Here is a 25,717-nt window from a genome sequence, read left to right as displayed (position 1 = left end):
TCCTATTATATAAGCTGTCTGAAACTGAAAAAATGCGAGCAATAATATAAAAAAATTTTATTTCATTTATATAAATTTTTATTATATCACAATATTAACAAAAAACTAAGTGAAAATTCTATTTGAAATATGCAAAATAATGTGATAAAGTATTAACAATACATGAACGGAGGTAAAAAGAGTGGAAAACTACATGTATTTGGTGCCGGTGGCAGCAGTACTGGCACTTCTGTTCGCAGCATACCTTGCAGCGAAGGTCAGCAAGCAGGATGCAGGAACAGACAGAATGAAGGAGATCGCAGGTGCGATCGCAGAAGGTGCCCGCGCCTTCTTAACAGCAGAGTACAAGATCCTGGTTATTTTTGTAGCCGTACTTTTTGTACTGATCGGAATCGGAGTTGGAAGCTGGGTAACAGCAATCTGCTTCGTAGTAGGTGCTCTGTTTTCAACAATCGCAGGATACTGCGGTATGACCGTTGCAACAAAGGCTAATGTAAGAACAGCAAATGCAGCAAAAGAGGGAGGAATGAACAAGGCTCTTTCCATTGCATTCTCCGGCGGTGCTGTTATGGGTATGTGTGTTGCAGGTCTTGGTGCACTTGGTGTCAGCGTTGTGTATATCATCACAAAGAACGTTGACGTACTTTCTGGATTCAGCCTTGGTGCTTCTTCCATCGCACTGTTTGCACGTGTTGGTGGTGGAATCTATACAAAGGCAGCTGACGTAGGAGCTGACCTTGTAGGTAAGGTTGAGGCTGGAATCCCGGAGGATGACCCTCGTAACCCGGCTGTTATCGCGGATAACGTAGGTGATAACGTAGGTGATGTTGCCGGTATGGGTGCAGACCTTTTTGAGTCCTATGTAGGATCTCTGGTATCTGCCCTTACACTTGGTGCGGTAGCCGGAGCAGTTTCCGGTGTTCTCTATCCGCTGGCTATTGCAGGCTGTGGACTGATCGCATCCATCATTGCAACATTCTTTGTAAAAGGTGATGATAATTCCAATCCGCAGAAAGCCCTCACAAGAGGAAGCTATGTATCTGCAGCACTTGTTATCATCGTGTCCTTGATCCTCAGCAAGATTCTCTTCGGAGACATGAAGGCAGCCATTGCTGTGATCGCAGGTCTTGTTGTCGGTGTCATCATCGGAAACATTACAGAGTATTACACATCTGCAGATTATAAACCGGTTCAGGGAATCGGCGAGCAGTCTGAGACAGGTGCAGCTACAACTATCATCAGTGGTATCGCAGTAGGTATGAAATCTACAGCATTCCCGATCCTGCTGATCTGTGTTGGTATTTTTGTAGCATACGGTGTGGATGGATTATACGGAATCGCTCTTGCAGCAGTTGGTATGCTTTCCACAACAGGAATCACAGTTGCCGTTGACGCGTATGGACCCATCGCTGACAATGCCGGTGGTATTGCAGAAATGTCAGGTCTGGATGAGTCAGTTCGTGAGATCACAGATAAGCTTGATTCTGTAGGTAACACAACAGCAGCTATGGGTAAAGGCTTCGCGATCGGTTCCGCAGCTCTTACAGCACTTGCACTGTTCGTATCTTACGCAAATGCAGTAGGCATGGATGCAATCAATATCCTTGCTCCTCGTGTTACAATCGGTATCTTTATCGGTGGTATGCTTACATTCCTCTTCTCAGCCTTCACAATGGAATCCGTTTCCAAGGCTGCTTACAAGATGATCGAGGAAGTAAGACGCCAGTTCCGTGAGAAACCAGGTATCATGAAAGGTACCGAGAAACCGGATTACAAATCATGCGTTGCAATCTCCACAACAGCAGCTCTTCACGAGATGATGCTTCCTGGAATCATGGCAGTCGTTGTTCCGGTTATCGTAGGTGTTGTTCTTGGTGTTGAGGCTCTTGGTGGACTTCTTTCCGGTGCTCTTGTAACAGGTGTACTGATGGCAATCTTCATGTCCAACGCAGGTGGTGCATGGGATAATGCTAAGAAATACATCGAGACAGGACATCATGGCGGAAAAGGCAGCGAGGCGCACAAAGCAGCCGTTGTCGGCGATACAGTCGGCGACCCGTTCAAAGATACATCAGGTCCGTCCATCAACATCCTGATCAAACTTATGACCATCGTGTCACTGGTATTTGCTCCTCTGTTCTTATCCATCGGAGGACTTCTGTAATCATTATTTCAGAAAAACAGTAAACCCATATTATATAAAAAAGCTCTTTGCAGAGAAATCTGTAAGGAGCTTTTTTGTGCGACAAGCGGCTGATCTGTACGGATAGGTCGTTGAATCCTGGATTAAGGCTCATGCTTCTTTTTCCGGATTTTCGGTCCGTTCTGCCTGTTCGATCAGTGTCTGGTTTACATCATCTTCATAGGTACGCATCTGTACCTGCATGGGTGTGGGATCATCGCTCAGTTTCAGATGTCCGAAATGATTAAAAAAGAGCAGTACACCAAGGCCGATCCCGACAGAGTAGGATAGCTCCAGAATGGTAAAACCGTCGGAGCTTTTTCCCATGACAAGGGTGTAAAACTGGTCAAAAAGGCTCCCAAGATCCACGTCATTGTTAAAAGTCATAATAGAAAAAGCGGCGCCGAAAAAGGAAACCAGGCATACAAAGAAGATTTTTACATACCGGAGAAGCTTTCCGGTGGCGGAACTGATGCGGTAGGTGATGATGAAATCCGTTTCTCCGATGGGAGAAATATCAACAGAGGGTTCCAGCTTCTGGATCTTTTTCAGAAGATCTGACACGGACATGACATAGCGTCCGGGCTTTGTTCCGTCCAGAACTATTACCGGCATGACCCGGAGCCGGTTGAGGATTTTGGGATTGCTCATGGAAAGGGCGGCAATGTCCTGAAGGTATACATGGGGATTTGTGACTTCGATGTTCTGGTCCAGCTGAAGATAAAGAGTATCACTCATGAGAAAAACTCCTTTCCTGAAACCTTATTTTTTCATCTTCGGACGGAAGAAGAAACTGGCCAGATAGGAGAAGATCAAAGCAGAGGAAACTCCGGCGGCACAGGCAGTAAAGCCACCTGTAAAAAGTCCCAGGATACCGTCTTCTTCAATGGCTTTTTTCATTCCTTCCCACAACACATGGCCGAAACCGATCAGGGGAACGGAAGCTCCGGCACCTGCAAAATCCACCAGCGGCTTGTAGATACCAACGGCACTTAATACGGCACCGCTGCACACCAGAAGTACCATCACGCGGCCAGGCATCAGCTTTGTTTTGTCCAGAAGGATCTGGATCAGGGCGCAGATGAGACCACCGAACCAGAATGCGTTGAAATAATCCATACTTACACCTCCATATGCTCAATGACAACTCCGTGGGCGATACCTGGAATACTGTCACCTTCGTTGAAACTTACCTTGGAAAGAAGGGCGCCTGTGGGCACAAAAAGAATCCGCTTCCATTCCCCGGATACAACTTTTGGAAGGATATAGGAGGCAAGGACTACGGCAGAACAGCCACAGCCGCTTCCTCCTGCGTGAGTATCCTGAGATGGATTGTCATAGATCAGGATTCCGCAGTCTTTATGAATGGGTGAGAGCTGGATGTTCTGTTCGGACAGAAGATCCAGGAGAATTTTTTGCCCGATGCTCCCCAGATCCCCGGTAAAGACGGCATCGTAATCCGAAGGCTTCCGCCCGAAATCTGAAAAGTTCCGGGCAATGGTGTCGCAGGCAGCAGGAGCCATGCAGCCGCCCATGTTCATGGAATCTTTGAGTCCGTAATCCATGACCCGGCCGGCCGTAAGTCCAGTGATGGCAGCGCAGCCGTTGCCGGAGCGCAGAGGAGATTTTTCCCCGGGAGGGGCTGTGTTCAGAATACAGGCGCCGCTTCCTGTTACAGTCCAGGTGGCAGAAAAGGGCCGCTGATTACCGTATCCCAGAGGAAAACGAAATTCTTTTTCCGCACTTGCAAAATGGCTGGAGGTGGCACATAAGACCCGGGTGCCGAAACCGGCGGTGAGAGCAAGGCAGCCGAGAGACAAGGATTCCCCCATGGTGGAGCAGGCGCCGTAAAGTCCGTAGAAAGGAATTCCAAGCCCGGCGGAACCAAAGCAGGTAGCTGCAGTCTGGGCAAGAAGATCTCCGGCAAACATCAGATGGATATCTTCGGAGTTTAATCCGGCTTTATTCATGGCAAGTGTGGCAGTTTCTTTCTGCAACGTACTTTCCGCGGATTCCCAGGTGTCACAGCCAAACATGGGATCTTCGCAGACCAGGTCAAAAAAATCTCCAAGAGGTCCATCGGCCTCTTTCTGGCTGACGATGGATGCGGCGCTTTCGATATAAAGGGGCTTTGAAAAGGCAATGCTGGATGCACCCAGACGAAGATTTCTGCTCATGATATCACCTCCAGGATTTTTAAGATATAATAGATCACACCTAAGGCCCAGGCGCTTAAGATACCGTAGAGGATTACAGGTCCTGCAATGGTAAAAATCTTGCATCCAATGCCGAAGACCTGTCCTTCTGCCCGGAACTCAATGGCAGATGCAGCCACGGAGTTAGCAAAACCGGTAATGGGAACAAGGCTTCCGGCACCGCCGAATTTTCCGATCTTCGGGTAGATCCCCAATCCTGTGAGAATAACACTTAAGAGGATGAGAAGTACAGAACACCAGGTTCTGGCATCGGAAGTGTCTGCACCGAGAGACTGTGAGATGTTGATAATGACCTGGCCAAGAAGGCAGATCAGTCCGCCCGTGAGAAACGCTTTTGCCATATTCAGGGGCAGACTGTGGGTGGGGGTAAGCTGTTTGACATATTGTTCGTATTTTTTTTCATCAATATTACGCATATGAAAGATCCTTTCGTAAGATGATAGAGAGGCGGTAAGGGTCACATCCAGCCTTTGGCGTAATAAAACAGGGAGCCAAGAGTTTTTCCGGCAGCAATGGAAACGATCACAAGGGAAAGTCCCTGGGTGAATTTCAGCCGCCTGGCAAAGACGGGAAAGACTTTTGCGATTTCCGCCAGTGCCAGAATCCAGCCGCCCAGAAAGATTCCGAAAAAGACTCCACAGACAGCCAGGAAAAAAGGCCCCAGCGGGATCCTGACCGGAAAGAGGGTGACGATAGTTCCGGCAACGGTTCCCAGAAGTGAACTGTCTTCATATAAAAAAATGCAATCAGCGGTGTGAGTGATGCCTGCATAGCGGGGAACAATGGAAAGGCCGATCAGAAGCCCGGAAACCCCTCCTGCCACGATGATACCGGCGCAGAAACCAGTGAAGCATAAAAATGCCTGTTGGAACATGGACGGAACCTCCTTTGTGGATTTCTATGGAAGTAGTATGAGTGAATATAAAATTTTTATGCGGAAATCTTAAAAAACAAGAATATCTGTACATTTTCTGACTTAGATAGTATAATAAAAAAGGCTATAGACAGCGGCGTACAGACGCTGTCTTTCTTAACCAGAAGAAAAAACAGTGTCAGGAGGACGGATATGCAGGATGCTTTTTCACGAATGGAAATGCTCGTTGGAAATACAGGTGTAAAAAAACTCAGCAGGGCGAAGATTGCAGTATTCGGTCTTGGCGGAGCCGGAGCTCAGGCAGCAGAGGCACTTGCACGCTGCGGTGTGGGAAGTCTGACACTGATTGACCATGAAAAAATTTCACTGACCAGTATCAGCAGCCAGATTCTTGCACTTCATTCTACAATTGGTATGAGCAAGGTGGAAGCGGCGAAGAAAAGAATCCGTGATATTGATGAGAATATTCTGGTGCATACCTACGAAACCTTTTATAATGAGGAGACGGCAGGAATGTTTGAGCTGCGCTCCTTTGACTATATTGTGGATGCGCTGGGGATTTTGTCCTCCAAACTGCTTCTGATCAGCAGGGCAGCAGAGGCGCGTGTACCGGTTATTTCCTGTATGGATATGGGAAATAAACTGGATCCGTCCAGACTTGAAATTGCGGATATCAGCAGAACGACGGTATGCCCGGTAGCTAAAGTGATGAAAATGGAATTGCGTAAACGTGGAATCAGGAAACTGAAGGTGCTGTATTCCAGAGAAAGGCCTACAAAGGAGAAGCTGTTCAGACGGAACAGAACGGCCGTGAAGCAGCCGATGGAAGGAAATATTTCGTTTGTCCTGGGAACGGCAGGAAATCTTCTTGCCGGGGAAGTGGCACGGGACATTCTGGCAGCGGGAACGACTTTACGCAGCTGAAAGAGAATATAGATGATACAGGAAATAAAACAGAAAGACTGAGGAACAGAAAAAGTGAATCAAGAAATCAGAAAAATGTTCTGCGATCTTCTTGGAGAAGACCGTGTTTTTACAGAAGAACTTATGAGCCAGCATACTACTTTTAAGATTGGAGGACCAGCCGATTATTTTCTGGTTCCTGAGAAAAGTGAGGATGTAGGAGCAATCGTCAGACTCTGCAAAAAAGAAGGAATTCCATATTTTATTCTTGGAAACGGAAGCAATCTTCTTGTTGGAGACGGCGGTTATCGTGGAGTAGTGATTCAGATCTACAAAAACATGTCTGCCGTAAAGACTGAGGGCACGACAATTACCGCACAGGCAGGGGCATTGCTTTCTGCAGTGGCAGCAGCTGCGAAGAATGCATCTCTTACAGGCTTTGAGTTTGCAGGAGGGATCCCGGGAACGATCGGCGGTGCGGCAGTGATGAATGCAGGTGCATATGGCGGGGAGATGAAAGATGTTCTCTGTGAGGTAACTGTGATGGACAAAGAGGGAGAGATTTTTTCCCTCCCTGCAGAAAAACTGGAACTGGGATACCGTACCAGCGTCATAAAAAAAGCAGGTTATATAGTTCTGGAAGCAAAGATTCAGCTGAAAGAAGGAGACCAGGAAGCCATCCGTGAAACCATGAAGGATCTGACTATCAGGCGTACAACCAAGCAGCCTCTGGAGTATCCAAGTGCGGGAAGTACATTTAAGAGACCGGAAGGTTATTTTGCGGGGAAATTGATTATGGACAGCGGGCTTGCCGGTTATCAGGTGGGCGGTGCCCAGGTTTCCGAAAAACACTGCGGATTCGTGATTAATGCAGGGGGCGCAACTGCAAAGGATGTCCGCACACTGATGGATAATGTAAGGGATATTGTATATAAGAAATACGGAGTTACTCTGGAACCGGAAGTGAAATTCCTGGGTGATTTCGAATAGGAATACAGGAAGAGAAAAGTGGGAAAGGAAGAGAGACTATGCGTTTTGTAATTGTTACAGGAGTTTCAGGAGCAGGAAAAACCGCAGCACTTAAAATGCTGGAGGATATGGGATATTTTTGTGTGGATAATCTTCCGATTCAGCTTCTGGAAAAATTTGCCTCCCTTCTTCCGGAAATGCAGAGTGAGAATGTAAGAAATGTGGCACTGGGAATTGATGCCAGGAGTGGAAGTGCCCTTGATGAGCTGGAAGTGGTTCTTGACCGTATGAAACAGACAGGATATGATTATGAAATTCTTTTTATGGATGCAGAAGATTCTGTCCTTGTGAAGCGTTATAAAGAATCGAGAAGAAGCCATCCGCTGGCAAGAACAGGAAGGGTGGATGAGGGAATCCGTCTGGAAAGGGAGATAACCGGATTCCTCCGCAAGCGGGCGGATTATATCATTGATACCAGCCACCTTCTTACAAGGGAACTCCGTCAGGAAATTGAGAAAATTTTTGTGGATGACAGAGAATTCAGCAACATTATGATCTCGGTTCTTTCCTTTGGCTTTAAGTATGGAATCCCGGCAGACGCGGATCTTGTTTTTGATGTGCGCTTTCTGCCTAATCCTTATTATGTGGATGAACTGCGGCCTCTTACAGGTCTGGATGATGCGGTATTTAATTATGTGATGGACAGCGATGTTGCGAGGGCGTTTGCGGATAAACTGGAAGATATGATTCGTTTTCTGATTCCCAATTATATAAAAGAGGGGAAAACAAGCCTTGTAATCGGCATCGGATGCACAGGCGGCAAACACCGCTCGGTTACCATTGCCAGAGAACTGTATTCCAGGTTGTCAAAAGCGGAGGATTATGGAATTCGTCTGGAACACAGAGATGCGGAGAAGGACAGACTTCTGAAAAAATAATGCAGGAAAAGCACTGCAGTGAAGATATAAAAGAGGGTTCGGGATGTCATTTTCAGGAAAAGTTAAAGAAGAGCTTGCAGGGCAGTTCAGTCCGGCGAGACACTGTCAGGTGGCAGAAATGGCGGCGTTACTCTGTGGCTGCGGTCATGTGGAAAATCTGCCGGACGGAAACAGAAAGCTGTGGATTCAGACAGAAAATGAAGCAGTTGCAAGAAAAAGCTTTACATTATTAAGAAAAACATTTAATATAGAGACAGCGATTGTTATCAGGGAGGGGTCCCATCTGAAACGGGGCAGGGTATATCTTGTAGAAGTTACAGATCCGGCCAGGGCAGAGGAAGTTCTGCAGGGAACGAAACTTTCCGTGGATAACAAAACCGGGTTACTTGAAATGGATAATTCGCTTGTAGTTCAGATGAGTTGCTGCAAGCGTGCGTTTATTCGCGGTACTTTTCTGTCGTCTGGTTCAATCAGCGATCCTGAGAAAGGATATCATTTTGAGATTGTATGTCCGGACAAGAGAAAAGCAGAACAATTACAGGGGATTATCCGCAGTTTTCACGTAGAAGCTAAAATTGTAGTGCGCAAGAAATCATATGTGGTCTATGTGAAAGAAGGCGCACAGATCGTTGACATGCTGGCAGTCATGGAAGCGAACGTAGCACTTATGAATCTGGAGAATATCCGGATTCTTAAGGAAATGCGTAATACAGTGAACCGGAAGGTAAACTGTGAGGCTGCGAATATCAATAAAACGGTAAATGCGGCAGTGAGACAGGTGGAAGACATACAGCTGATCAGCAGAACGGTCGGCTTTGAAAGTTTGAGCGATGCACTGGCTCAGGTGGCCAGGCTGAGGCTTAAGTATCCAGATGCCACACTGAAAGAATTAGGTATGATGTTGAATCCGCAGGTGGGCAAATCAGGTGTGAATCACCGGCTTCGTAAGCTGAGTGAGATCGCAGATGAGCTGCGGGAGAACAAGGAGGAGCTATTATGATTAAAAAACCAATCACTATCAACTTATCCACTGGACTGGAGGCAAGACCAGTAGCACAGCTTGTTCAGGTGGCAAGCCAGTTTAACAGTGAAATTTATGTTGAGATTGGCAAAAAAAGAGTCAATGCAAAAAGTATCATGGGGATGATGACGCTGGGACTTGACGCAGGTGAAGAGATCACACTGTCTGCCAACGGTGATGATGAGAATGCGGCAATGGAGAGCATTGAACAGTATTTAAGCAACCAGTAATCAATTTGGACAGAGCAGTTCACAGAACGGGAGATTCTGTGAATGAGGAATATAAAGGGATACAGACGGAAAGGAAGACCGATTCCCGCTGTATCCCTTTCCGCTTCAAGGCGCTTATTAATATGAAAGAGGAAGATTACCTATGTCAAAAGTATTGAAATTTATTGTACATCTTGTTGTGATATGTACTCTGATCTGTGTGCTGGGGCTTGTTCTTCCACCGTTTTTCGGAGTGAGAACTGTGATCGTGGATAAGTCCGACAGTGCGACGAACCTTCCGGTAGGTTCCGTTACATATGCAATTCCGGAGAAAAGCTCTGAAATCACAGTAGGTACACCGATTCTTGTTGAGAAAGATTCCAAGACATATAAATATACCATCACGAATATTGATGCATCCAAAGGAACAGGAACGGTTACAGATCAGTCTGTTTCTGGAGACAAGACACTTACAATCAAGGTTGGAGATTATGTTCCGAAGGTTGTCATTACCATTGGATATGTGGGATATCTGCTGGTTGCTACAGAAAGCATTGAAGGACTGATTATTCTCGGTCTGGTTGTTCTGTTTTTGATTATTCTTTATGTGATTGCGGAACTCTGGAAAAAAGAGCCGGAGGATGTGCAGGATGACATGGATGATCCGGAACCCGGATATGTAAAATCAAAAAAAGAACTGAAACGGGAAGAAAAAGAACGTGCCAGAAGAATGAAGGAAGAAGAAAAAGAAATCCTTCAGGAAGAGAAAGCGCGTAAACGTAAAAGCAAAAAAGCGGAGAAACGAAAAGTACGTACCGGTGGCTTTGTAGATGAGATTGATGAGGAGGATGTTACGGAACGTCCTGCTGGAAGAAAAGCTTCCGCAATGGCGCGTACAGCACAGACAGCAGCCAGTGAAGCACATGAGGAACTGAAGAAAGAGATTGCGGCAGCTACCTCAGAAGACCTGGAGGAAGCTCCGGCAGCAGAAAGAATACAGAGAAGGCAGCCGGAACCGAAAGCAGCCCGTCCGCAGCCAAGAAGAGCTGTAGAAGCAGGGGAGGAGGAAGAGGAACCGGTTACAATCGGAAGTCTTGCAATGCCGTCTCTTTCCGCAGCACAGCTGGCAAACCGTGTGAAGAAGGCCGGTGATGCACCGGATATCGTAAAAGATGATATCACAAACGTGACATTGTTCGATTACTCAGATATCATCAGCGGTGAAGCAGACGACATGGAAGAATAAATAACTACCTATTATATAAGAAAGAAACGGTTCAGAAATGAGCCGTTTTTTTCTTTTTTAAAAAAATTTAAAAAAATTAAAAAAAACACTTGCATTCTTAAAGATCATCGTATATACTAATCCTTGCTGTGACATTGATAGCTATGAAGCGCGAGGTTGCTACCACATTGGTAGGTTTTCCGTGGAGCGAATGTCAAGTTAGGAAACTGACGACAAGTCACTGTACAAAGTTCAATAACCATCTTGGGATGGGCGTGTGTGCAAATATACCATGACACACACGGAGATGTGTACAGTCGCCGCTTGTCGTACTGCTATATAAGTACGAATAGGAGGAGACTTTTTTTATGGCAAATCAGGTAATGAGAATCACATTAAAGGCATATGATCATCAGCTCGTTGATGCATCTGCAGCAAAGATCATCGAGACAGTAAAGAAGAACGGAGCAATGGTAAGTGGACCGGTTCCGCTTCCTACTAAGAAAGAGGTTGTTACAATCTTAAGAGCTGTTCATAAATACAAAGATTCCAGAGAGCAGTTTGAGCAGAGAACTCATAAGAGACTTATCGATATCCTGACACCAACTCAGAAAACAGTAGATGCACTTTCCAGACTGGAAATGCCGGCTGGTGTTCACATCGATATCAAGATGAAAAACCGCTAATAATGTCATTTGACATTAACTATATGATTACCGAATGGTAATCCGCTATAAGGAGGAAGAAAGAAATGAAGAAAGCTATTTTAGCTACTAAAGTCGGAATGACTCAGATCTTCAATGAAGATGGAATGTTAATTCCGGTAACTGTTTTACAGGCAGGTCCTTGCGTTGTAACTCAGGTTAAAACTGAGGAGAACGATGGATACACATCAGTTCAGGTTGGCTTCGGCGAGATCAGAGAGAAACTGGTCAACAAACCGGAGAAAGGCCACTTTGATAAAGCTGGTGTAGCTGTAAAAAGATTTGTAAAAGAGTTCAGATTTGACAATGCCGGCGAGTATGAGGTTGGACAGGAAATCAAGGCTGACATCTTTGCAGCAGGAGATCACATCGATGCTACTGCAATCTCCAAAGGTAAAGGTTTCCAGGGCGCCATCAAGAGACATGGCCAGTCCAGAGGACCTATGGCTCACGGTTCTAAATATCATCGTCATGCAGGTTCCAACGGCGCTTGCTCCGATCCGAGCAAGGTTTTCAAAGGAAAACATATGCCAGGTCACATGGGACATGTTCAGGTAACTGTTCAGAATCTTGAGATCGTACGTGTAGATACAGAGAATAACTTACTGTTAGTTAAAGGTGCTGTTCCAGGACCTAAGAAATCTTTGGTTACAATCAAAGAGACAGTAAAGTCCTTATAATAGGAAAGGAGGAGCATCAGAATGGCTAATGTAACTGTTTATAATATGGAAGGCAATGAAGTTGGCACAATGGAGCTGAATGACGCAGTATTCGGCGTTGAGATCAACGAGCATCTCGTTCATCTTGCAGTTGTTCGTCAGCTTGCAAATAACCGTCAGGGAACTCAGAAAGCGAAAACTCGTTCTGAGGTAAGAGGCGGCGGAAGAAAACCGTGGAGACAGAAAGGAACAGGTCATGCAAGACAGGGTTCCATCCGTGCACCACAGTGGACAGGCGGCGGTGTTGTATTCGCTCCGGTTCCGAGAGACTATGAAGTAAAAATGAACAAAAAGGAAAGAAGAGCAGCTCTTAAATCCGCTCTGACATCCAAGGTTCAGGATAATAAACTTGTTGTTGTTGACAGCCTTGCACTTGCTGAGGTTAAGACAAAAGAGATGCAGAAGGTTCTTACAAACCTGAAAGCAGAGAAAGCTCTTGTAATCACAGCTGATAACGATCAGAACGTAATTCTTTCTGCAAGAAACATCGCTGACGTGGAAACTGCAACACCGGCTACAATCAACACATACGATGTTATGAAACACAACACCGTAGTTGTTACAAAGGATGCCGTTGCATCTATCGAGGAGGTATACGCATAATGGCAAGTATTCAGTACTATGACGTAATCATCCGTCCGGTTATCACAGAGAAATCCATGAACGCCATGGGTGAGAAAAAATATACATTCCTTGTACATCCAGAAGCAAACAAGACTCAGATCAAAGAGGCTGTTGAGAAGATGTTCGAGGGAACAAAAGTTAAAAGCGTAAACACCATCAACAACGATGGAAAGAAAAAACGCCGTGGAATGGTAGTTGGAAAAACTGCTAAGACCAAAAAAGCTATCGTAGCTCTTACAGAAGAGAGCAAAGATATCGAGATCTTCGAAGGACTTTAATTAACAGTTAAGTCCGAATATACGCAGTCAAAAGCGTGATGATAAAGATTGAAAGGAGAAACATCATGGGAATCAAAAGCTATAACCCATATACACCGTCAAGAAGACATATGACTGGTTCCGACTTCTCTGAGATTACAGCTGCAAAACCAGAGAAATCCCTCGTTACTTCCCTTAAGAAGAACGCCGGACGTAACAATCAGGGTAAAATCACTGTAAGACATCAGGGTGGCGGAAGCAGAAGAAAATACAGAATCATCGACTTCAAGAGAAGAAAAGATGGAATCCCTGCAACAGTTAAAACAATCGAGTACGATCCGAACAGAACAGCTAATATCGCTCTTATCTGCTACGCAGATGGCGAGAAAGCTTACATCCTCGCTCCAGAGGGACTTAAAGTAGGCCAGAAGGTTTACAATGGTCCGGAAGCTGAGGTTCGTGTTGGAAACTGCCTCCCGCTGGAGCTTATCCCGGTTGGTACTATGGTTCACAACATTGAGCTTCATCCTGGAAAAGGCGGACAGATGGTTCGTTCTGCAGGAAACGGCGCACAGCTCATGGCTAAAGAAGGAAAGTATGCAACACTTCGTCTTCCTTCCGGTGAGATGAGAATGGTTCCGATCGTATGCCGCGCAACTGTTGGTGTAATCGGAAACGGAGATCACAACCTTATTAACATCGGTAAAGCCGGACGTAAACGTAACATGGGTATCAGACCTACAGTTCGTGGTTCCGTAATGAACCCGAATGACCATCCACATGGTGGTGGTGAAGGTAAGACCGGTATCGGACGCCCAGGTCCTTGCACACCGTGGGGCAAACCTGCTCTCGGCCTGAAGACCAGAAAGAAAAACAAACAGTCCAACAAGTACATCGTAAGAAGACGCGATGGAAAAGCATTATCGAAATAATAAGGAGGAGAAAGCATGTCTCGTTCACTGAAAAAAGGACCTTTTGCAGACCAGAGCTTACTTAAAAAAGTAGACGCTCTTAACGCTGCAAATGATAAATCCGTAATCAAAACTTGGTCTCGCCGTTCCACAATCTTCCCGTCTTTCGTAGGACACACAATCGCTGTTCATGACGGAAGAAAACATGTGCCGGTATATATCACAGAGGATATGGTAGGACACAAACTTGGTGAGTTCGTTGCAACAAGAACTTACAGAGGACACGGAAAAGACGAGAAGAAGTCCGGAGTACGCTAGTCATCAGATTTATAACTGCCCGCTGTCAGATTAAGACAGCTGGCAGATAACTCAGATATCGAATTTAGGAAAGGAGGCACTTTAAGATGGCAAAAGGACATAGAAGCCAGATAAAGAGAGCCAGAAATGAGAATAATAGAGAGACAAGGCCGTCTGCAAAGTTATCTTATGCAAGAATTTCTGTTCAGAAAGCCTGCTACGTATTAGATGCAATCCGTGGCAAAGATGTACAGACAGCACTTGGTATCCTGACATACAATCCGAGATACGCTTCCAGCGTGATCAAAAAACTGCTTGAGTCAGCAGTAGCAAACGCTGAGAACAACAACGGAATGAACGCAGACAACCTTTATGTTGCAGCATGCTATGCAGATAAGGGACCTACAATGAAGAGAATTCAGCCGAGAGCACAGGGTAGAGCTTACAGAATCGAGAAGAGAACAAGCCATATCACTGTTGTGCTTGATGAAAGGTAAGGAGGAAAAGCATGGGACAGAAAGTTAATCCGCATGGCCTTAGAGTCGGAGTTATCAAGGATTGGGATTCCAGATGGTATGCAGAAGACAAATTTGCTGACTACCTGGTAGAAGACTACAACATCAGAACATTCCTTAAAAAGAAATTATACAGCGCAGGTGTTTCCAAGATCGAGATCGAGAGAGCATCTGACAGAGTTAAGATCATCATCTACACAGCAAAACCTGGTATCGTAATCGGTAAGGGCGGCGCAGAGATCGAGAAAGTTAAAGCTGAGCTTCAGAAATACACAGACAAGAAGCTTATCGTTGACATCAAAGAAGTAAAGAGACCGGACAAAGATGCACAGCTGGTTGCTGAGAACATTGCTCTTCAGCTTGAGAACCGTATTTCTTTCAGACGTGCTATGAAGTCCACAATGCAGAGAACAATGAAGGCTGGCGCTAAGGGAATCAAGACTTCCGTATCCGGACGTCTCGGCGGAGCTGATATGGCTCGTACAGAGTTCTACAGCGAGGGAACAATCCCGCTTCAGACACTTCGTGCAGATATCGATTATGGCTTTGCGGAAGCAGACACCACATACGGTAAAGTTGGTGTTAAGGCATGGATCTACAATGGTGAGATTCTTCCGACAAAAGGAACTAAGGAAGGGAGCGATAAATAATGTTAATGCCAAAAAGAGTAAAACGTCGTAAACAATTCCGTGGCTCCATGAGAGGAAAAGCCCTTAGAGGCAATGCTATCAACTATGGTGATTTCGGTCTTGTTGCTACTGAGCCGTGCTGGATCAGATCTAATCAGATCGAGGCAGCCCGTGTTGCTATGACCCGTTACATCAAACGTGGCGGTAAAGTTTGGATTAAGATTTTCCCGGATAAACCGGTAACAGCTAAACCAGCTGAGACTCGAATGGGTTCCGGAAAAGGCGCTCTGGAGTACTGGGTAGCAGTAGTAAAACCAGGTCGTGTTATGTTTGAGATTGCAGGCGTGTCCGAAGAGGTTGCCCGTGAAGCATTACGTCTTGCAATGCACAAGTTACCATGTAAATGTAAAATCGTTTCTCGTGCAGACTTAGAAGGCGGTGATAACAGTGAAAATTAATAAGTTCGTGGAAGATTTAAAAGCAAAGTCAGTTGCAGAACTGAATGAAGAATTAGTAGCTGCTAAAAAAGAGCTTTTCAATCTGAGATTTCAGAATGCAACAAACCAGTTAGACAATACAGGACGAATCAAAGAGGTTCGCAAAAATATTGCCAGAATCCAGACAGTAATCACTGAGCAGGCAAACGCTTCCAAATAGGACAGGAGGACATAAATCGTGGAAAGAAATCTGAGAAAAACCCGCGTGGGTAAGGTTGTCAGCGACAAAATGGATAAGACCATCGTAGTTGCAATTGAAGACCATGTAAAACATCCTCTTTACAAGAAAATCGTGAAGAGAACATATAAATTAAAAGCTCATGATGAGAACAATGAGTGCAACATCGGAGATACCGTTAAGGTAATGGAGACCAGACCGCTGTCCAAAGACAAGAGATGGAGACTGGTTGAGATCGTAGAGAAAGCTAAATAAGGAGGAAACCAGTATGATTCAGCAGGAAACTAGACTGAAAGTTGCCGACAACACTGGTGCAAAAGAAATCCTTTGTATTCGTGTTATGGGCGGCTCTACAAGAAGATATGCAAACATCGGTGACACAATCGTTGCTACGGTTAAAGATGCAACACCAGGCGGCGTTGTTAAAAAAGGTGACGTTGTTAAAGCTGTAGTTGTTAGAACTAAAAAAGGCGCTCGTCGTAAAGACGGATCCTACATCCGTTTCGATGAAAATGCTGCCGTAATTATCAAGGATGACTTAACTCCGAGAGGAACTCGTATCTTTGGACCAGTTGCCAGAGAGCTTCGTGAGAAGAAATTCATGAAGATCGTTTCCTTAGCTCCGGAAGTATTATAGGAGGGTGCCGAATGTCAGCTATGAAAATTAAAAAAGGTGATACTGTAAAAGTTATCGCTGGAAAAGATAAAGGTAAGGACGGAAAAGTTCTTGCAGTTAACGTAAAAGACAACACAGTAGTTGTTGAGAACGTAAACATGGTTACAAAGCACGCTAAACCGTCCGCAGCTAATCAGAACGGTGGAATCGTGACAAAAGAAGCTCCGCTTCACATCTCCAACGTAATGCTCGTTGTAGACGGAAAAGCTACAAGAGTTGGATTCAAGATGGATGGAGACAAAAAAGTTCGTGTTGCCAAAGCAACAGGAAAGACAATCGATTAATTAAGAGAGGAGGCATATAAAGGTGAGTAGATTAAAAGATCTTTACAAGAACGAGATCATGGATGCCATGACCAAGAAATTCGGATACAAAAACGTAATGGAAGTGCCAAAACTCGAGAAAATCGTTGTTAACATGGGTGTTGGCGAGGCAAAAGAGAACGCTAAACTTCTTGACGCTGCAATCGCAGATATGGAACTTGTTACAGGACAGAAAGCAATCGCTACAAAAGCGAAAAAATCTGTCGCTAACTTCAAAATCAGAGAGGGTATGCCGATCGGATGTAAAGTTACCTTAAGAGGCGAGAAGATGTATGAGTTCGCTGATCGTCTTATCAACCTTGCTCTTCCACGTGTACGTGACTTCCGTGGTGTTAACCCGAACGCATTCGACGGCAGAGGAAACTACGCTCTTGGTATCAAAGAGCAGCTGATCTTCCCAGAGGTTGAGTACGATAAGGTTGATAAAGTAAGAGGAATGGACGTTATCTTCGTTACAACTGCTAAAACAGATGAAGAGGCACGCGAATTACTGACATTATTCAACATGCCATTTGCTAAATAGGAGGAAAAGATTCATGGCTAAGACAGCAATGAAAATTAAACAGCAGCGTAAAGCTAAATTCTCCACAAGAGAGTATACTCGCTGCAGAATCTGTGGCCGTCCACATGCATACCTGAGAAAATACGGAATTTGCAGAATCTGCTTCCGTGAGCTGGCATACAAAGGTCAGATCCCGGGTGTTAAGAAAGCTTCCTGGTAGGCCGAGGTGAAAGCAACTTTTTAATCATTTAAATAATATTCACACGACATGTAAAGTCTGAAGAAAGAGGAGGAAACTTACATGACAATGAGCGATCCGATCGCAGATATGCTTACAAGAATCCGTAACGCAAACACTGCAAAACATGACACTGTAGACGTACCGGCATCCAAGATGAAAATTGCTATCGCAAACATCCTTGTAGATGAGGGATACATCGCAAAATATGATCTGGTTGAGGATGGAGTTGTTAAAACTCTTCACATCACACTGAAATACGGTGAGGATAAAAACCAGAAGATCATCACAGGACTTAAGAGAATCTCCAAACCAGGTCTTCGTGTATACGCAGGCAAGGATGAGCTTCCGAAGGTTCTTGGCGGACTTGGTATCGCAATCCTTTCCACAAACAAAGGCGTTATCACTGACAAAGAGGCTCGTAAGCTTCAGGTTGGTGGCGAGGTACTTGCATTTGTATGGTAGTCCATACAGGGCAGTCATATAGCTTTTAAACTGAAAACAGAGAGGGCATGGGCCCTCTCCGACAATCTAAGTAAGGAGGACAAATTTATGTCACGAATCGGAAGACTTCCGGTTGCAATTCCAGCTGGCGTTGAGGTTACAGTCGCAGATGGAAACGTTGTAACAGTAAAAGGACCTAAGGGAACACTTGAGAGAGCACTCCCGACAGAGTTAGAGATCAAAGTTGAAGACGGTCATGTAGTTGTAACAAGACCGAACGACTTAAAGAGAATCAAAGCCCTTCACGGCTTAACAAGAAGCCTTATCCACAACATGGTTGTTGGTGTAAGCGAAGGATACAAAAAAGAGCTTGAGGTTAACGGTGTTGGTTACAGAGCTGCTAAGCAGGGCAAGAAACTTGTACTTAACCTCGGATATTCTCACCCGGTAGAGATGGAAGATCCAGAAGGTCTTGAGTCCACAGTTGATGGAAACAAGATCATCGTATCTGGTATCAGCAAAGAAAAAGTTGGCCAGTACGCAGCTGAGATCAGAGACAAGAGAAGACCTGAGCCATACAAGGGCAAGGGAATCAAGTACGTTGACGAAGTTATCAGACGTAAAGTCGGTAAGACCGGTAAGAAATAATTAAGGAGAGTGAGAATATGATTAACAAAGCATCCAGAAGCGAAATTCGCGAAAAGAAGCATAGAAGATTACGTCATCATTTAAACGGAACTGCAACTACTCCTCGTCTGGCAGTATTTCGTTCCAACAAGCACATCTATGCACAGATTATTGATGACACAGTTGGTAAAACTTTAGTATCCGCTTCTACTCTCCAGAAGGACGTAAAAGCAGAGCTTGAGAACACTGACGATGTACAGGCTGCAGCAAAAGTCGGAACAGTAATCGGTAAAAAAGCTGTTGAGGCTGGTATCGAGAGCGTTGTTTTCGACAGAGGTGGATATATCTACCACGGAAAAGTTAAAGCACTGGCAGATGCAGCAAGAGAAGCTGGACTGAAATTCTAAGAGGAGGAAAAGAACACATGAAACGTAATCTTATTGATGCTAGTCAGTTAGAGTTAGAAGATAAAGTAGTATCAATCAAGCGTGTTACCAAGGTTGTTAAAGGTGGTCGTAACTTCCGTTTCACAGCTTTAGTTGTTGTAGGTGACGGCAATGGACACGTTGGTGCAGGTTTAGGAAAAGCAGCAGAAATTCCGGAGGCGATCCGCAAAGGTAAAGAGGACGCTATGAAGAAACTTGTTACTGTTGCAAGAGACGAGAACAATTCCATTACACATGACTTCATCGGAAAATTCGGAAGCGCTGAGATGCTTCTGAAGAGAGCTCCGGAAGGTACTGGAGTTATCGCCGGTGGCCCGGCACGTGCCGTAATCGAGCTTGCTGGTATCAAAAACATCCGTACAAAATGTATGGGTTCCAGAAATAAACAGAACGTAGTTCTGGCAACAATCGCAGGCCTGAGCCAGTTAAAGACTCCGGAAGAGGTTGCAAAGCTCCGCGGAAAATCTGTAGATGAGATTCTGGGTTAAGGAGGAAATGGAAATGGCAGATACAATCAAGGTTACACTGGTAAAATCTCCAATCGGTGCAGTACCGAAGCACAAAAAGACTGTAAAAGCTATGGGTCTTACAAAGATGCATAAAACAGTTGAGATGCCAGACAACGCTGCAACTAGAGGAATGATTCAGCAGGTGCAGCACCTGGTAAAAGTAGAAGATTAAGGAGGTGCCAGAATGGAATTATCAAACTTAAGACCCGCAGAGGGTTCCAAGCATAGCGATAACTTCAGAAGAGGCCGTGGACATGGTTCAGGAAACGGCAAAACTGCTGGTAAAGGACATAAAGGACAGCTTGCTCGTTCCGGACACAAGAAACCGGGATTCGAGGGAGGTCAGATGCCTTTATACAGACGTCTTCCTAAGAGAGGTTTCACTAACAGAAACTCTAAAGAAATTATCGCAATCAATGTAGACGTTCTCAATCGTTTTGAGGATGGCGCAGAGGTTACAGTTGACAGCTTACTTGCAAGCGGTGCAATCTCCAAGGCTGGTGATGGTGTTAAGATCCTTGGAAACGGCGAACTTACAAAAAAACTCAATGTTAAAGTAAACGCTGTCAGCGAGACTGCAAAAACAAAAATTGAAGCTGCTGGTGGTACAGTAGAGGTGATCTAATGTTTGAGACTCTTAAGAGTGTTTTCAAAGTAAAGGAAATGAGAAGGAAACTTCTCTATCTGATCTGGATGATATTCGTGATCAGAATTGGATCCCAGCTTCCTGTACCGGGGGTCGACAGTGACTTCTTTAAGCAGTGGTTTGAATCTAATACCGGTGACGCATTCAATTTCTTTGATGCGTTCACCGGCGGTTCCTTTACTCAGATGTCAATTTTTGCATTGAACATCACACCTTACATTACTTCTTCCATTATCATTCAGCTTCTTACCATTGCTATTCCGGCACTGGAAGAGATGCAGCGTGACGGAGAAGAAGGAAGAAAAAAGCTTACAGCAATCACACGTTATGTAACGGTCGGTCTTGCTCTGTTTGAGTCTGTTGCCATGGCAATCGGATTCGGACGTCAGGGTATGATCCCGGATATGAATTTCCTGAAGGGAATCGTGGTTGTTGCAAGTTTAACAGCGGGTTCCGCAATGCTTATGTGGCTGGGCGAGCGTATTACAGAGAAGGGCATCGGAAATGGTATTTCCATTGTCCTGACTATCAATATCGTGTCCAGGATCCCGAGCGATATATCCCTTCTTTATGAGAACTTCGTCAAGGGCAAAACAATTGCAAAAGGAATGCTTGCAGCCTGCATCATCGCTGTGATCATCCTGGTTGTTGTAGTGCTCGTACTTATCCTCAACGGAGCAGAGAGAAGAATTCCGGTTCAGTATTCCAAGAAGATGGTTGGACGTAAAATGATGGGCGGTCAGTCCACAAACATCCCGCTTAAAGTAAATACTGCCGGCGTTATTCCGGTTATTTTTGCTTCCTCCATTATGTCTTTCCCGTCAATCATTGCACAGTTCGCTGGCAAAGGAAACGGAACAGGCATTGGAAGTGAGATCTTAAGAGGACTTTCCTCCAATAACTGGTGTAATCCAAGTCAGATCCAGTACAGCTGGGGTCTGATCCTGTATGTGGTACTTTGCGTATTCTTCGCATACTTCTATACATCCATTACCTTTAATCCGTTGGAAGTAGCCGATAATATCAAAAAGCAGGGCGGTTTTATCCCAGGCATCCGTCCGGGAAAACCGACTTCAGATTATTTGACTAAAATCCTGAATTATATTATATTTATAGGTGCAGTAGGTCTTGTTATCGTGGCCGTAATCCCGTTCTTCTTCAACGGTGTGTTCGGTGCGAATGTTTCCTTCGGCGGTACATCTATCATCATCATCGTAGGTGTTATCCTGGAGACCGTTAAGCAGGTGGAATCACAGCTGCTTGTACGTAATTACAAAGGCTTCCTGAACTAATTGAAAATGAAGGTTGCGGTGCGAAAGTGTCGCAGCCTTGATTTGTAAACAGGACTGTCTGAAAATCAGGCAGAAAACAGGAAAATGGAGGGTATGCTATGAGAATTATTATGTTGGGTGCACCGGGGGCAGGCAAAGGTACTCAGGCTAAGAAAATTGCGGCGAAATATGGAATTCCGCACATCTCCACAGGAGATATTTTCCGTGCCAACATCAAGAACGGTACTGAGCTTGGAAAAAAAGCAAAAACTTACATGGATCAGGGACTTCTCGTTCCGGATGAACTGACCTGTGACCTTGTTGTTGACAGAATCCAGCAGGATGACGCAAGAGAAGGTTATGTTCTGGATGGTTTCCCGAGAACAATTCCGCAGGCAGAATGTCTGACAGAAGCTCTGAATAAACTTGGAAGCAAAATTGACTATGCAATCGATGTGGATGTGCCGGATGATAACATCGTGAAACGTATGGGTGGACGCCGTGCATGTGTGAAATGTGGTGCAACTTATCACGTTGTATTTGCAGCACCGAAGACAGAAGGTGTCTGCGATACCTGTGGTGACAAGCTTGTACTCCGTGACGATGACAAGCCGGAGACAGTCCAGAAACGTCTGAATGTTTATCATGAGCAGACACAGCCATTGATTGACTATTACACCACACAGGGTGTTTTGAAGACGGTAGACGGAACCAGGGACCTGAATGAGGTATTCCAGGAGATCGTTGACATCTTAGGAGAATAAGAATGTCCGTAACAATTAAGACACAGCATGAAATAGAACTTATGAGAGAATCCGGCCATCTTCTTGAGAAGGTGCACGACGGTTTGATCCCTTACATCAAACCAGGTGTCAGCACCAAGGAGATTGATAAGATCGGTGAAGAAATGATCCGGTCTATGGGCTGTATTCCGAACTTTCTGAATTACGGAGGTTTTCCGGCTTCTTTCTGTATCAGCCTGAATGACGAGGTTGTGCATGGAATTCCATCCGAAGAGAAGATCATCCAGGACGGGGATCTGGTTAAGATCGACGCCGGCCTGATTTATAAGGGCTACCATTCTGACGCAGCACGTACCTATGCGGTAGGTGAAGTATCCAAAGAAGCACAGCAGCTCATTAAGGTTACAAGAGAGTGCTTTTTTGAAGGACTGAAAATGGCAAAAGCCGGAAATCATTTAAATGATATTTCCAAAGCCATCGGAGCCCACGCAGCGAAATACCGTTACGGTATTGTACGTGACCTTGTAGGACATGGAATCGGAACTCATCTTCATGAGGATCCGCAGATTCCAAACTTCCCGCAGAAGCGCAGGGGCATCAAGCTCCTTCCGGGAATGACCCTGGCCGTCGAGCCCATGATCAACCTTGGTCGTGCGGACGTGGCATGGCTGGACGATGAGTGGACAGTAGTAACCATGGATGGTTCACTTTCCGCACATTATGAAAATACGATCCTCATCACCGATGGGGAACCAGAGATTCTGACGCTTACGAATCTGTAAGCAGCAATTGTTGTCATGACATAGGAGGTAAAAAATGTCAAAAGCAGATGTGATCGAAGTAGAAGGCACTGTTCTGGAGAAACTGCCTAACGCGATGTTTAAAGTAGAACTGGAAAACAAACATGTGGTACTTGCCCATATCAGCGGTAAGCTCCGTATGAACTTCATCCGTATTCTCCCGGGAGATAAAGTAACGATCGAACTTTCTCCGTATGATCTTTCCAAGGGAAGAATCATCTGGAGAGATAAATAAGAAATTCTGTAAAGGGCCTGGCGGTTTAAACTGCCGGGTCTTTTTTTATGCCTTTTTCCGGGAAAAGATTTCAAACTGGACTTTATCGCTCATACTTTTTTCACGCTTTAAACATAAAGTGAACAGATTTTGTTGATATAGTATGAGCATACAAGAAAGAGAGAGGTGTTTATATGAAGAAAAAATATCTTGCAGCAATCTTAGGAGTTATGATAGCAACAACATCTGTTACCGCATGTGGGGTAGCGACAACAGAGACAACAACGAATACAGCGGAAAGTTCAGAGAATAAAGAAACAGAAGATACAACAGTAGAGAGTGCAGAAAGCACAGATGATAGTGACAGCAGTGCAGATGTGGATAAAGAGGATTCTGATGAGGAAGATGTGACCTACGGTGAAGTGAAATCTGTGGAAGCCGGAAAGATTATCATCGCAGTTGGAACGATGAAAGAAATGGGCGGAAATGGTGGAGATGCTTCTTCTGATACAGCAGACAAATCCGATTCAGAGGCAGCATCTGATGACAGCAGTGATGAAGCCCCGGAGAAACCGGACGGTGACAATGCAGATGGAAATGGTGGTACCCCAGGCGGAGATCAGGGAGAAGCGCCTTCCATGCTGGATCTGACCGGAGATGAGATGACAGTCACAGTAACAGACGATACAGTGATCACAAAAGAAAGCGCCGGAGGTCCAGGCGGAGCACCAGGAGGAAATCAGGGAGAAGCCCCGGAGAAACCGGACGGTGACAGCACAGATGGAAATGGTCAGGGAGAAGCCCCTGAGAAGCCAGACGGAGATAATGGAAATGGTCAGGCCCCAGGCGGTGACCAGGGCGGTGCGCCGGACGGCAATAATTCCCAGAGTGAGACCATCGAACTCTCAGACATCCAGGAAGGTGACATCGTAGCCATCACCACAGACGATGATGGAAACGCCCTTACTATTAAAGTACAGAGCTCAGACATGGGCGGCGGTCAGGGAGGTCCTGGTGGAGCACCTGGTGGACAGTCCCAGGGAGTAGACAGCTATGATGCAGCCAATACGTACGATTCTGATACAGAGGTATCCGATACATCCCTGGAATCTACAGGAACAGACGAGAATGCGGCACTTGTTTCCTCAGGAGCCAATGTAACTTTTGATAATGTAGATATCACAAGAAATTCTTCCGACAGCACAGGCGGCGATAACTCCAGCTTTTACGGCGTAGGAGCGGCACTCCTTGCAACAGAGGGCAACGCCTATGTAAAAGGCGGAACCGTAACCACTGACGCAGCCGGCGGAGCAGGACTTTTTGCCTACGGCGACGGAACCGTTTATGCGGCAGATACCACCATCAAGACAACACAGGATACTTCCGGTGGAATCCATGCAGCTGGTGGCGGTAAATTATACGCCTGGGATCTGAATGTGGAGACAGACGGAGAATCTGCAGCAGCCATCCGAAGCGATCGTGGCGGCGGAACCATGGTCGTAGACGGCGGAACTTACACATCCAACGGTGTAGGATCACCGGCAGTATACTGCACCGCAGATATTGCAGTAAAAGATGCCACACTTACAGCAAATGGATCAGAAGCGGTGTGCATCGAAGGACTGAACTCCCTGCATCTTTTTAACTGCGACCTTACGGGAAATATGAGCGACTTAAGTCAGAATGACAGTACCTGGACCGTAATTCTCTATCAGAGTATGTCCGGTGATTCTGAAGTAGGAAACAGCACTTTCCAGATGGACGGCGGAACCCTTACTTCCCAGAACGGCGGCGTGTTCTACACAACCAACACAGAGAGTGATATTACACTGAAAGATGTAGATATCACATACAACAATGACAATGAGTATTTCCTTCGCTGTACAGGAAATAACAACGAAAGAGGCTGGGGCGAAAGCGGAGCCAACGGAGCAGATTGTGACTTTACTGCAATCAGCCAGGATATGGAAGGCAGTGTGATCTGGGATACCATCAGCCAGCTTGATTTCTATATGACAGATGGAAGTAACCTGACAGGAGCTATCATAGACGATGAGAGTTTTGCCGGCAACGGCGGAGATGGCTACTGTAATGTATATGTCAGTGACGATTCTACCTGGACAGTAACCGGTGACAGCACCGTATCCACACTTTCCAACGCAGGAACCATCGTAGACGATTCCGGAAAAAATGTCACAATTAAAGGAACAGACGGAACTGTATATGTAGAAGGCGACAGCGATTACACCATCACCGTAGATAAATACGAAGATACCGCAGATACTTCAGGCAGCGATACCGTTGCCTCCTGGTCTGATTATGAAGTGGAGAAACCAGATACCCTCTAAAAAAGAACATCCCTTTTGCAAAAATATAAATGAAAAGAATCCCGCGGAAACGTTTAAAACCG

The 25,717-nt window shown here is 45.4% G+C and carries 38 protein-coding genes; 33 read left to right on the top strand and 5 right to left on the bottom strand.

Going from position 1 to position 25,717, the window contains the following annotated elements:
* Nucleotides 1-181: 181 nt before the first annotated feature.
* The gene (locus tag G5B06_RS10985) at nt 182-2,164 is read left to right on the top strand and encodes a sodium-translocating pyrophosphatase (protein WP_173762668.1); all 1,983 of its coding nucleotides are present in this window, start codon (nt 182-184) and stop codon (nt 2,162-2,164) included.
* Nucleotides 2,165-2,293: 129 nt separating this feature from the next.
* Here G5B06_RS10985 and G5B06_RS10980 read toward each other — a convergent pair whose 3' ends face one another.
* The 5 genes from G5B06_RS10980 to G5B06_RS10960 are packed head-to-tail and all read right to left on the bottom strand — an operon-like array spanning nt 2,294 to nt 5,272.
* Nucleotides 2,294-2,920: a stage V sporulation protein AA gene (locus tag G5B06_RS10980; RefSeq protein WP_173762667.1), complete on the bottom strand. Its 627-nt coding sequence runs from the start codon at nt 2,918-2,920 to the stop codon at nt 2,294-2,296.
* Between the two features lie 24 nt (nt 2,921-2,944).
* On the bottom strand, nt 2,945-3,301 hold the full coding sequence (locus G5B06_RS10975) for a SpoVA/SpoVAEb family sporulation membrane protein (RefSeq protein ID WP_021977054.1): 357 nt from the start codon (nt 3,299-3,301) through the stop codon (nt 2,945-2,947).
* Between the two features lie 2 nt (nt 3,302-3,303).
* Nucleotides 3,304-4,359, bottom strand: a complete 1,056-nt coding sequence (locus G5B06_RS10970; protein WP_148447504.1) for a stage V sporulation protein AD — start codon at nt 4,357-4,359, stop codon at nt 3,304-3,306.
* Nucleotides 4,356-4,814: a SpoVA/SpoVAEb family sporulation membrane protein gene (locus tag G5B06_RS10965; RefSeq protein WP_148447502.1), complete on the bottom strand. Its 459-nt coding sequence runs from the start codon at nt 4,812-4,814 to the stop codon at nt 4,356-4,358. Before G5B06_RS10965 ends, G5B06_RS10970 begins: the two co-directional genes overlap by 4 nt.
* Before the next feature lie 41 nt (nt 4,815-4,855).
* A complete protein-coding gene (locus G5B06_RS10960; RefSeq protein WP_173762666.1) occupies nt 4,856-5,272 on the bottom strand; it encodes a stage V sporulation protein AB in 417 nt (138 codons plus the stop codon).
* A gap of 192 nt (nt 5,273-5,464) precedes the next feature.
* On the opposite strand from G5B06_RS10960, the gene G5B06_RS10955 reads away from it, so the two are divergent.
* The 32 genes from G5B06_RS10955 (at nt 5,465) to G5B06_RS10800 (ending at nt 25,655) form a co-directional block, all read left to right on the top strand.
* Nucleotides 5,465-6,196, top strand: a complete 732-nt coding sequence (locus G5B06_RS10955) for a tRNA threonylcarbamoyladenosine dehydratase (RefSeq protein ID WP_173762665.1) — start codon at nt 5,465-5,467, stop codon at nt 6,194-6,196.
* 54 nt (nt 6,197-6,250) lie between these two features.
* A complete protein-coding gene (murB, locus tag G5B06_RS10950) occupies nt 6,251-7,165 on the top strand; it encodes a UDP-N-acetylmuramate dehydrogenase (protein WP_330596956.1) in 915 nt (304 codons plus the stop codon).
* Nucleotides 7,166-7,203: 38 nt separating this feature from the next.
* Nucleotides 7,204-8,082 (top strand): RNase adapter RapZ, encoded by an 879-nt coding sequence (rapZ, locus tag G5B06_RS10945; RefSeq protein ID WP_148447496.1) that lies wholly within the window; start codon nt 7,204-7,206, stop codon nt 8,080-8,082.
* A 43-nt stretch (nt 8,083-8,125) separates the two neighbouring features.
* Complete coding sequence (whiA, locus tag G5B06_RS10940; protein WP_148447495.1) at nt 8,126-9,082, top strand: DNA-binding protein WhiA; 957 nt, start codon at nt 8,126-8,128, stop codon at nt 9,080-9,082.
* Nucleotides 9,079-9,333 carry an HPr family phosphocarrier protein gene (locus G5B06_RS10935; protein WP_015526913.1) on the top strand — a complete coding sequence of 85 codons (255 nt, stop codon included), beginning with the start codon at nt 9,079-9,081 and terminating at the stop codon, nt 9,331-9,333. The genes whiA and G5B06_RS10935 overlap by 4 nt, the downstream gene beginning before the upstream one ends.
* Before the next feature lie 142 nt (nt 9,334-9,475).
* Nucleotides 9,476-10,558: a hypothetical protein gene (locus G5B06_RS10930; protein ID WP_148447493.1), complete on the top strand. Its 1,083-nt coding sequence runs from the start codon at nt 9,476-9,478 to the stop codon at nt 10,556-10,558.
* A gap of 347 nt (nt 10,559-10,905) precedes the next feature.
* Nucleotides 10,906-11,223 (top strand): 30S ribosomal protein S10, encoded by a 318-nt coding sequence (rpsJ, locus tag G5B06_RS10925; protein ID WP_015526916.1) that lies wholly within the window; start codon nt 10,906-10,908, stop codon nt 11,221-11,223.
* A 65-nt stretch (nt 11,224-11,288) separates the two neighbouring features.
* Nucleotides 11,289-11,921: a 50S ribosomal protein L3 gene (rplC, locus tag G5B06_RS10920; protein ID WP_118608611.1), complete on the top strand. Its 633-nt coding sequence runs from the start codon at nt 11,289-11,291 to the stop codon at nt 11,919-11,921.
* Between the two features lie 21 nt (nt 11,922-11,942).
* Nucleotides 11,943-12,563 carry a 50S ribosomal protein L4 gene (rplD, locus tag G5B06_RS10915; protein ID WP_021976669.1) on the top strand — a complete coding sequence of 207 codons (621 nt, stop codon included), beginning with the start codon at nt 11,943-11,945 and terminating at the stop codon, nt 12,561-12,563.
* Complete coding sequence (rplW, locus tag G5B06_RS10910; protein ID WP_021976670.1) at nt 12,563-12,862, top strand: 50S ribosomal protein L23; 300 nt, start codon at nt 12,563-12,565, stop codon at nt 12,860-12,862. The genes rplD and rplW overlap by 1 nt, the downstream gene beginning before the upstream one ends.
* Before the next feature lie 65 nt (nt 12,863-12,927).
* Nucleotides 12,928-13,773: a 50S ribosomal protein L2 gene (rplB, locus tag G5B06_RS10905; RefSeq protein ID WP_015526920.1), complete on the top strand. Its 846-nt coding sequence runs from the start codon at nt 12,928-12,930 to the stop codon at nt 13,771-13,773.
* Nucleotides 13,774-13,788: 15 nt separating this feature from the next.
* Entirely contained in the window at nt 13,789-14,070 is a 282-nt protein-coding gene (gene rpsS / locus G5B06_RS10900) for a 30S ribosomal protein S19 (protein ID WP_015526921.1), read from the top strand.
* Between the two features lie 86 nt (nt 14,071-14,156).
* Nucleotides 14,157-14,546 carry a 50S ribosomal protein L22 gene (gene rplV, locus G5B06_RS10895; RefSeq protein ID WP_015526922.1) on the top strand — a complete coding sequence of 130 codons (390 nt, stop codon included), beginning with the start codon at nt 14,157-14,159 and terminating at the stop codon, nt 14,544-14,546.
* A gap of 11 nt (nt 14,547-14,557) precedes the next feature.
* Nucleotides 14,558-15,214 (top strand): 30S ribosomal protein S3, encoded by a 657-nt coding sequence (rpsC, locus tag G5B06_RS10890; protein WP_015526923.1) that lies wholly within the window; start codon nt 14,558-14,560, stop codon nt 15,212-15,214.
* Nucleotides 15,214-15,651, top strand: a complete 438-nt coding sequence (gene rplP / locus G5B06_RS10885; RefSeq protein ID WP_118062095.1) for a 50S ribosomal protein L16 — start codon at nt 15,214-15,216, stop codon at nt 15,649-15,651. Before rpsC ends, rplP begins: the two co-directional genes overlap by 1 nt.
* Nucleotides 15,641-15,850 (top strand): 50S ribosomal protein L29, encoded by a 210-nt coding sequence (gene rpmC, locus G5B06_RS10880; protein WP_021650762.1) that lies wholly within the window; start codon nt 15,641-15,643, stop codon nt 15,848-15,850. Before rplP ends, rpmC begins: the two co-directional genes overlap by 11 nt.
* A gap of 18 nt (nt 15,851-15,868) precedes the next feature.
* Entirely contained in the window at nt 15,869-16,123 is a 255-nt protein-coding gene (rpsQ, locus tag G5B06_RS10875) for a 30S ribosomal protein S17 (RefSeq protein WP_118513007.1), read from the top strand.
* A gap of 13 nt (nt 16,124-16,136) precedes the next feature.
* Nucleotides 16,137-16,505 carry a 50S ribosomal protein L14 gene (gene rplN / locus G5B06_RS10870; RefSeq protein WP_019162495.1) on the top strand — a complete coding sequence of 123 codons (369 nt, stop codon included), beginning with the start codon at nt 16,137-16,139 and terminating at the stop codon, nt 16,503-16,505.
* A gap of 11 nt (nt 16,506-16,516) precedes the next feature.
* Complete coding sequence (rplX, locus tag G5B06_RS10865; RefSeq protein WP_021650764.1) at nt 16,517-16,828, top strand: 50S ribosomal protein L24; 312 nt, start codon at nt 16,517-16,519, stop codon at nt 16,826-16,828.
* Nucleotides 16,829-16,850: 22 nt separating this feature from the next.
* Nucleotides 16,851-17,390 (top strand): 50S ribosomal protein L5, encoded by a 540-nt coding sequence (rplE, locus tag G5B06_RS10860; protein WP_021650765.1) that lies wholly within the window; start codon nt 16,851-16,853, stop codon nt 17,388-17,390.
* Nucleotides 17,391-17,403: 13 nt separating this feature from the next.
* Nucleotides 17,404-17,589 (top strand): type Z 30S ribosomal protein S14, encoded by a 186-nt coding sequence (locus G5B06_RS10855; RefSeq protein WP_015526927.1) that lies wholly within the window; start codon nt 17,404-17,406, stop codon nt 17,587-17,589.
* An 81-nt stretch (nt 17,590-17,670) separates the two neighbouring features.
* Nucleotides 17,671-18,072: a 30S ribosomal protein S8 gene (gene rpsH / locus G5B06_RS10850; protein ID WP_015526928.1), complete on the top strand. Its 402-nt coding sequence runs from the start codon at nt 17,671-17,673 to the stop codon at nt 18,070-18,072.
* An 87-nt stretch (nt 18,073-18,159) separates the two neighbouring features.
* Nucleotides 18,160-18,699 carry a 50S ribosomal protein L6 gene (rplF, locus tag G5B06_RS10845; RefSeq protein ID WP_015526929.1) on the top strand — a complete coding sequence of 180 codons (540 nt, stop codon included), beginning with the start codon at nt 18,160-18,162 and terminating at the stop codon, nt 18,697-18,699.
* Nucleotides 18,700-18,716: 17 nt separating this feature from the next.
* Nucleotides 18,717-19,085 (top strand): 50S ribosomal protein L18, encoded by a 369-nt coding sequence (rplR, locus tag G5B06_RS10840; protein WP_015526930.1) that lies wholly within the window; start codon nt 18,717-18,719, stop codon nt 19,083-19,085.
* Between the two features lie 17 nt (nt 19,086-19,102).
* Nucleotides 19,103-19,612, top strand: a complete 510-nt coding sequence (gene rpsE, locus G5B06_RS10835; protein WP_015526931.1) for a 30S ribosomal protein S5 — start codon at nt 19,103-19,105, stop codon at nt 19,610-19,612.
* Between the two features lie 13 nt (nt 19,613-19,625).
* On the top strand, nt 19,626-19,805 hold the full coding sequence (rpmD, locus tag G5B06_RS10830; protein ID WP_015526932.1) for a 50S ribosomal protein L30: 180 nt from the start codon (nt 19,626-19,628) through the stop codon (nt 19,803-19,805).
* Between the two features lie 12 nt (nt 19,806-19,817).
* The gene (gene rplO / locus G5B06_RS10825) at nt 19,818-20,258 is read left to right on the top strand and encodes a 50S ribosomal protein L15 (protein ID WP_118608610.1); all 441 of its coding nucleotides are present in this window, start codon (nt 19,818-19,820) and stop codon (nt 20,256-20,258) included.
* Entirely contained in the window at nt 20,258-21,571 is a 1,314-nt protein-coding gene (gene secY / locus G5B06_RS10820; RefSeq protein ID WP_118608609.1) for a preprotein translocase subunit SecY, read from the top strand. Before rplO ends, secY begins: the two co-directional genes overlap by 1 nt.
* 98 nt (nt 21,572-21,669) lie before the next feature.
* Nucleotides 21,670-22,314, top strand: a complete 645-nt coding sequence (locus G5B06_RS10815) for an adenylate kinase (RefSeq protein ID WP_118608608.1) — start codon at nt 21,670-21,672, stop codon at nt 22,312-22,314.
* 2 nt (nt 22,315-22,316) lie between these two features.
* Complete coding sequence (gene map / locus G5B06_RS10810; protein WP_021975812.1) at nt 22,317-23,075, top strand: type I methionyl aminopeptidase; 759 nt, start codon at nt 22,317-22,319, stop codon at nt 23,073-23,075.
* 34 nt (nt 23,076-23,109) lie between these two features.
* Nucleotides 23,110-23,328, top strand: coding sequence for a translation initiation factor IF-1 (gene infA, locus G5B06_RS10805; RefSeq protein ID WP_005428560.1), 219 nt, complete (start codon nt 23,110-23,112; stop codon nt 23,326-23,328).
* Between the two features lie 173 nt (nt 23,329-23,501).
* Nucleotides 23,502-25,655, top strand: a complete 2,154-nt coding sequence (locus G5B06_RS10800; protein ID WP_173762664.1) for a hypothetical protein — start codon at nt 23,502-23,504, stop codon at nt 25,653-25,655.
* Nucleotides 25,656-25,717 lie beyond the last annotated feature (62 nt).

Source organism: Blautia luti, assembly GCF_013304735.1.
Lineage (GTDB): Bacteria > Bacillota > Clostridia > Lachnospirales > Lachnospiraceae > Blautia_A.
This window is presented reverse-complemented; position numbering and strand designations above follow the sequence as displayed.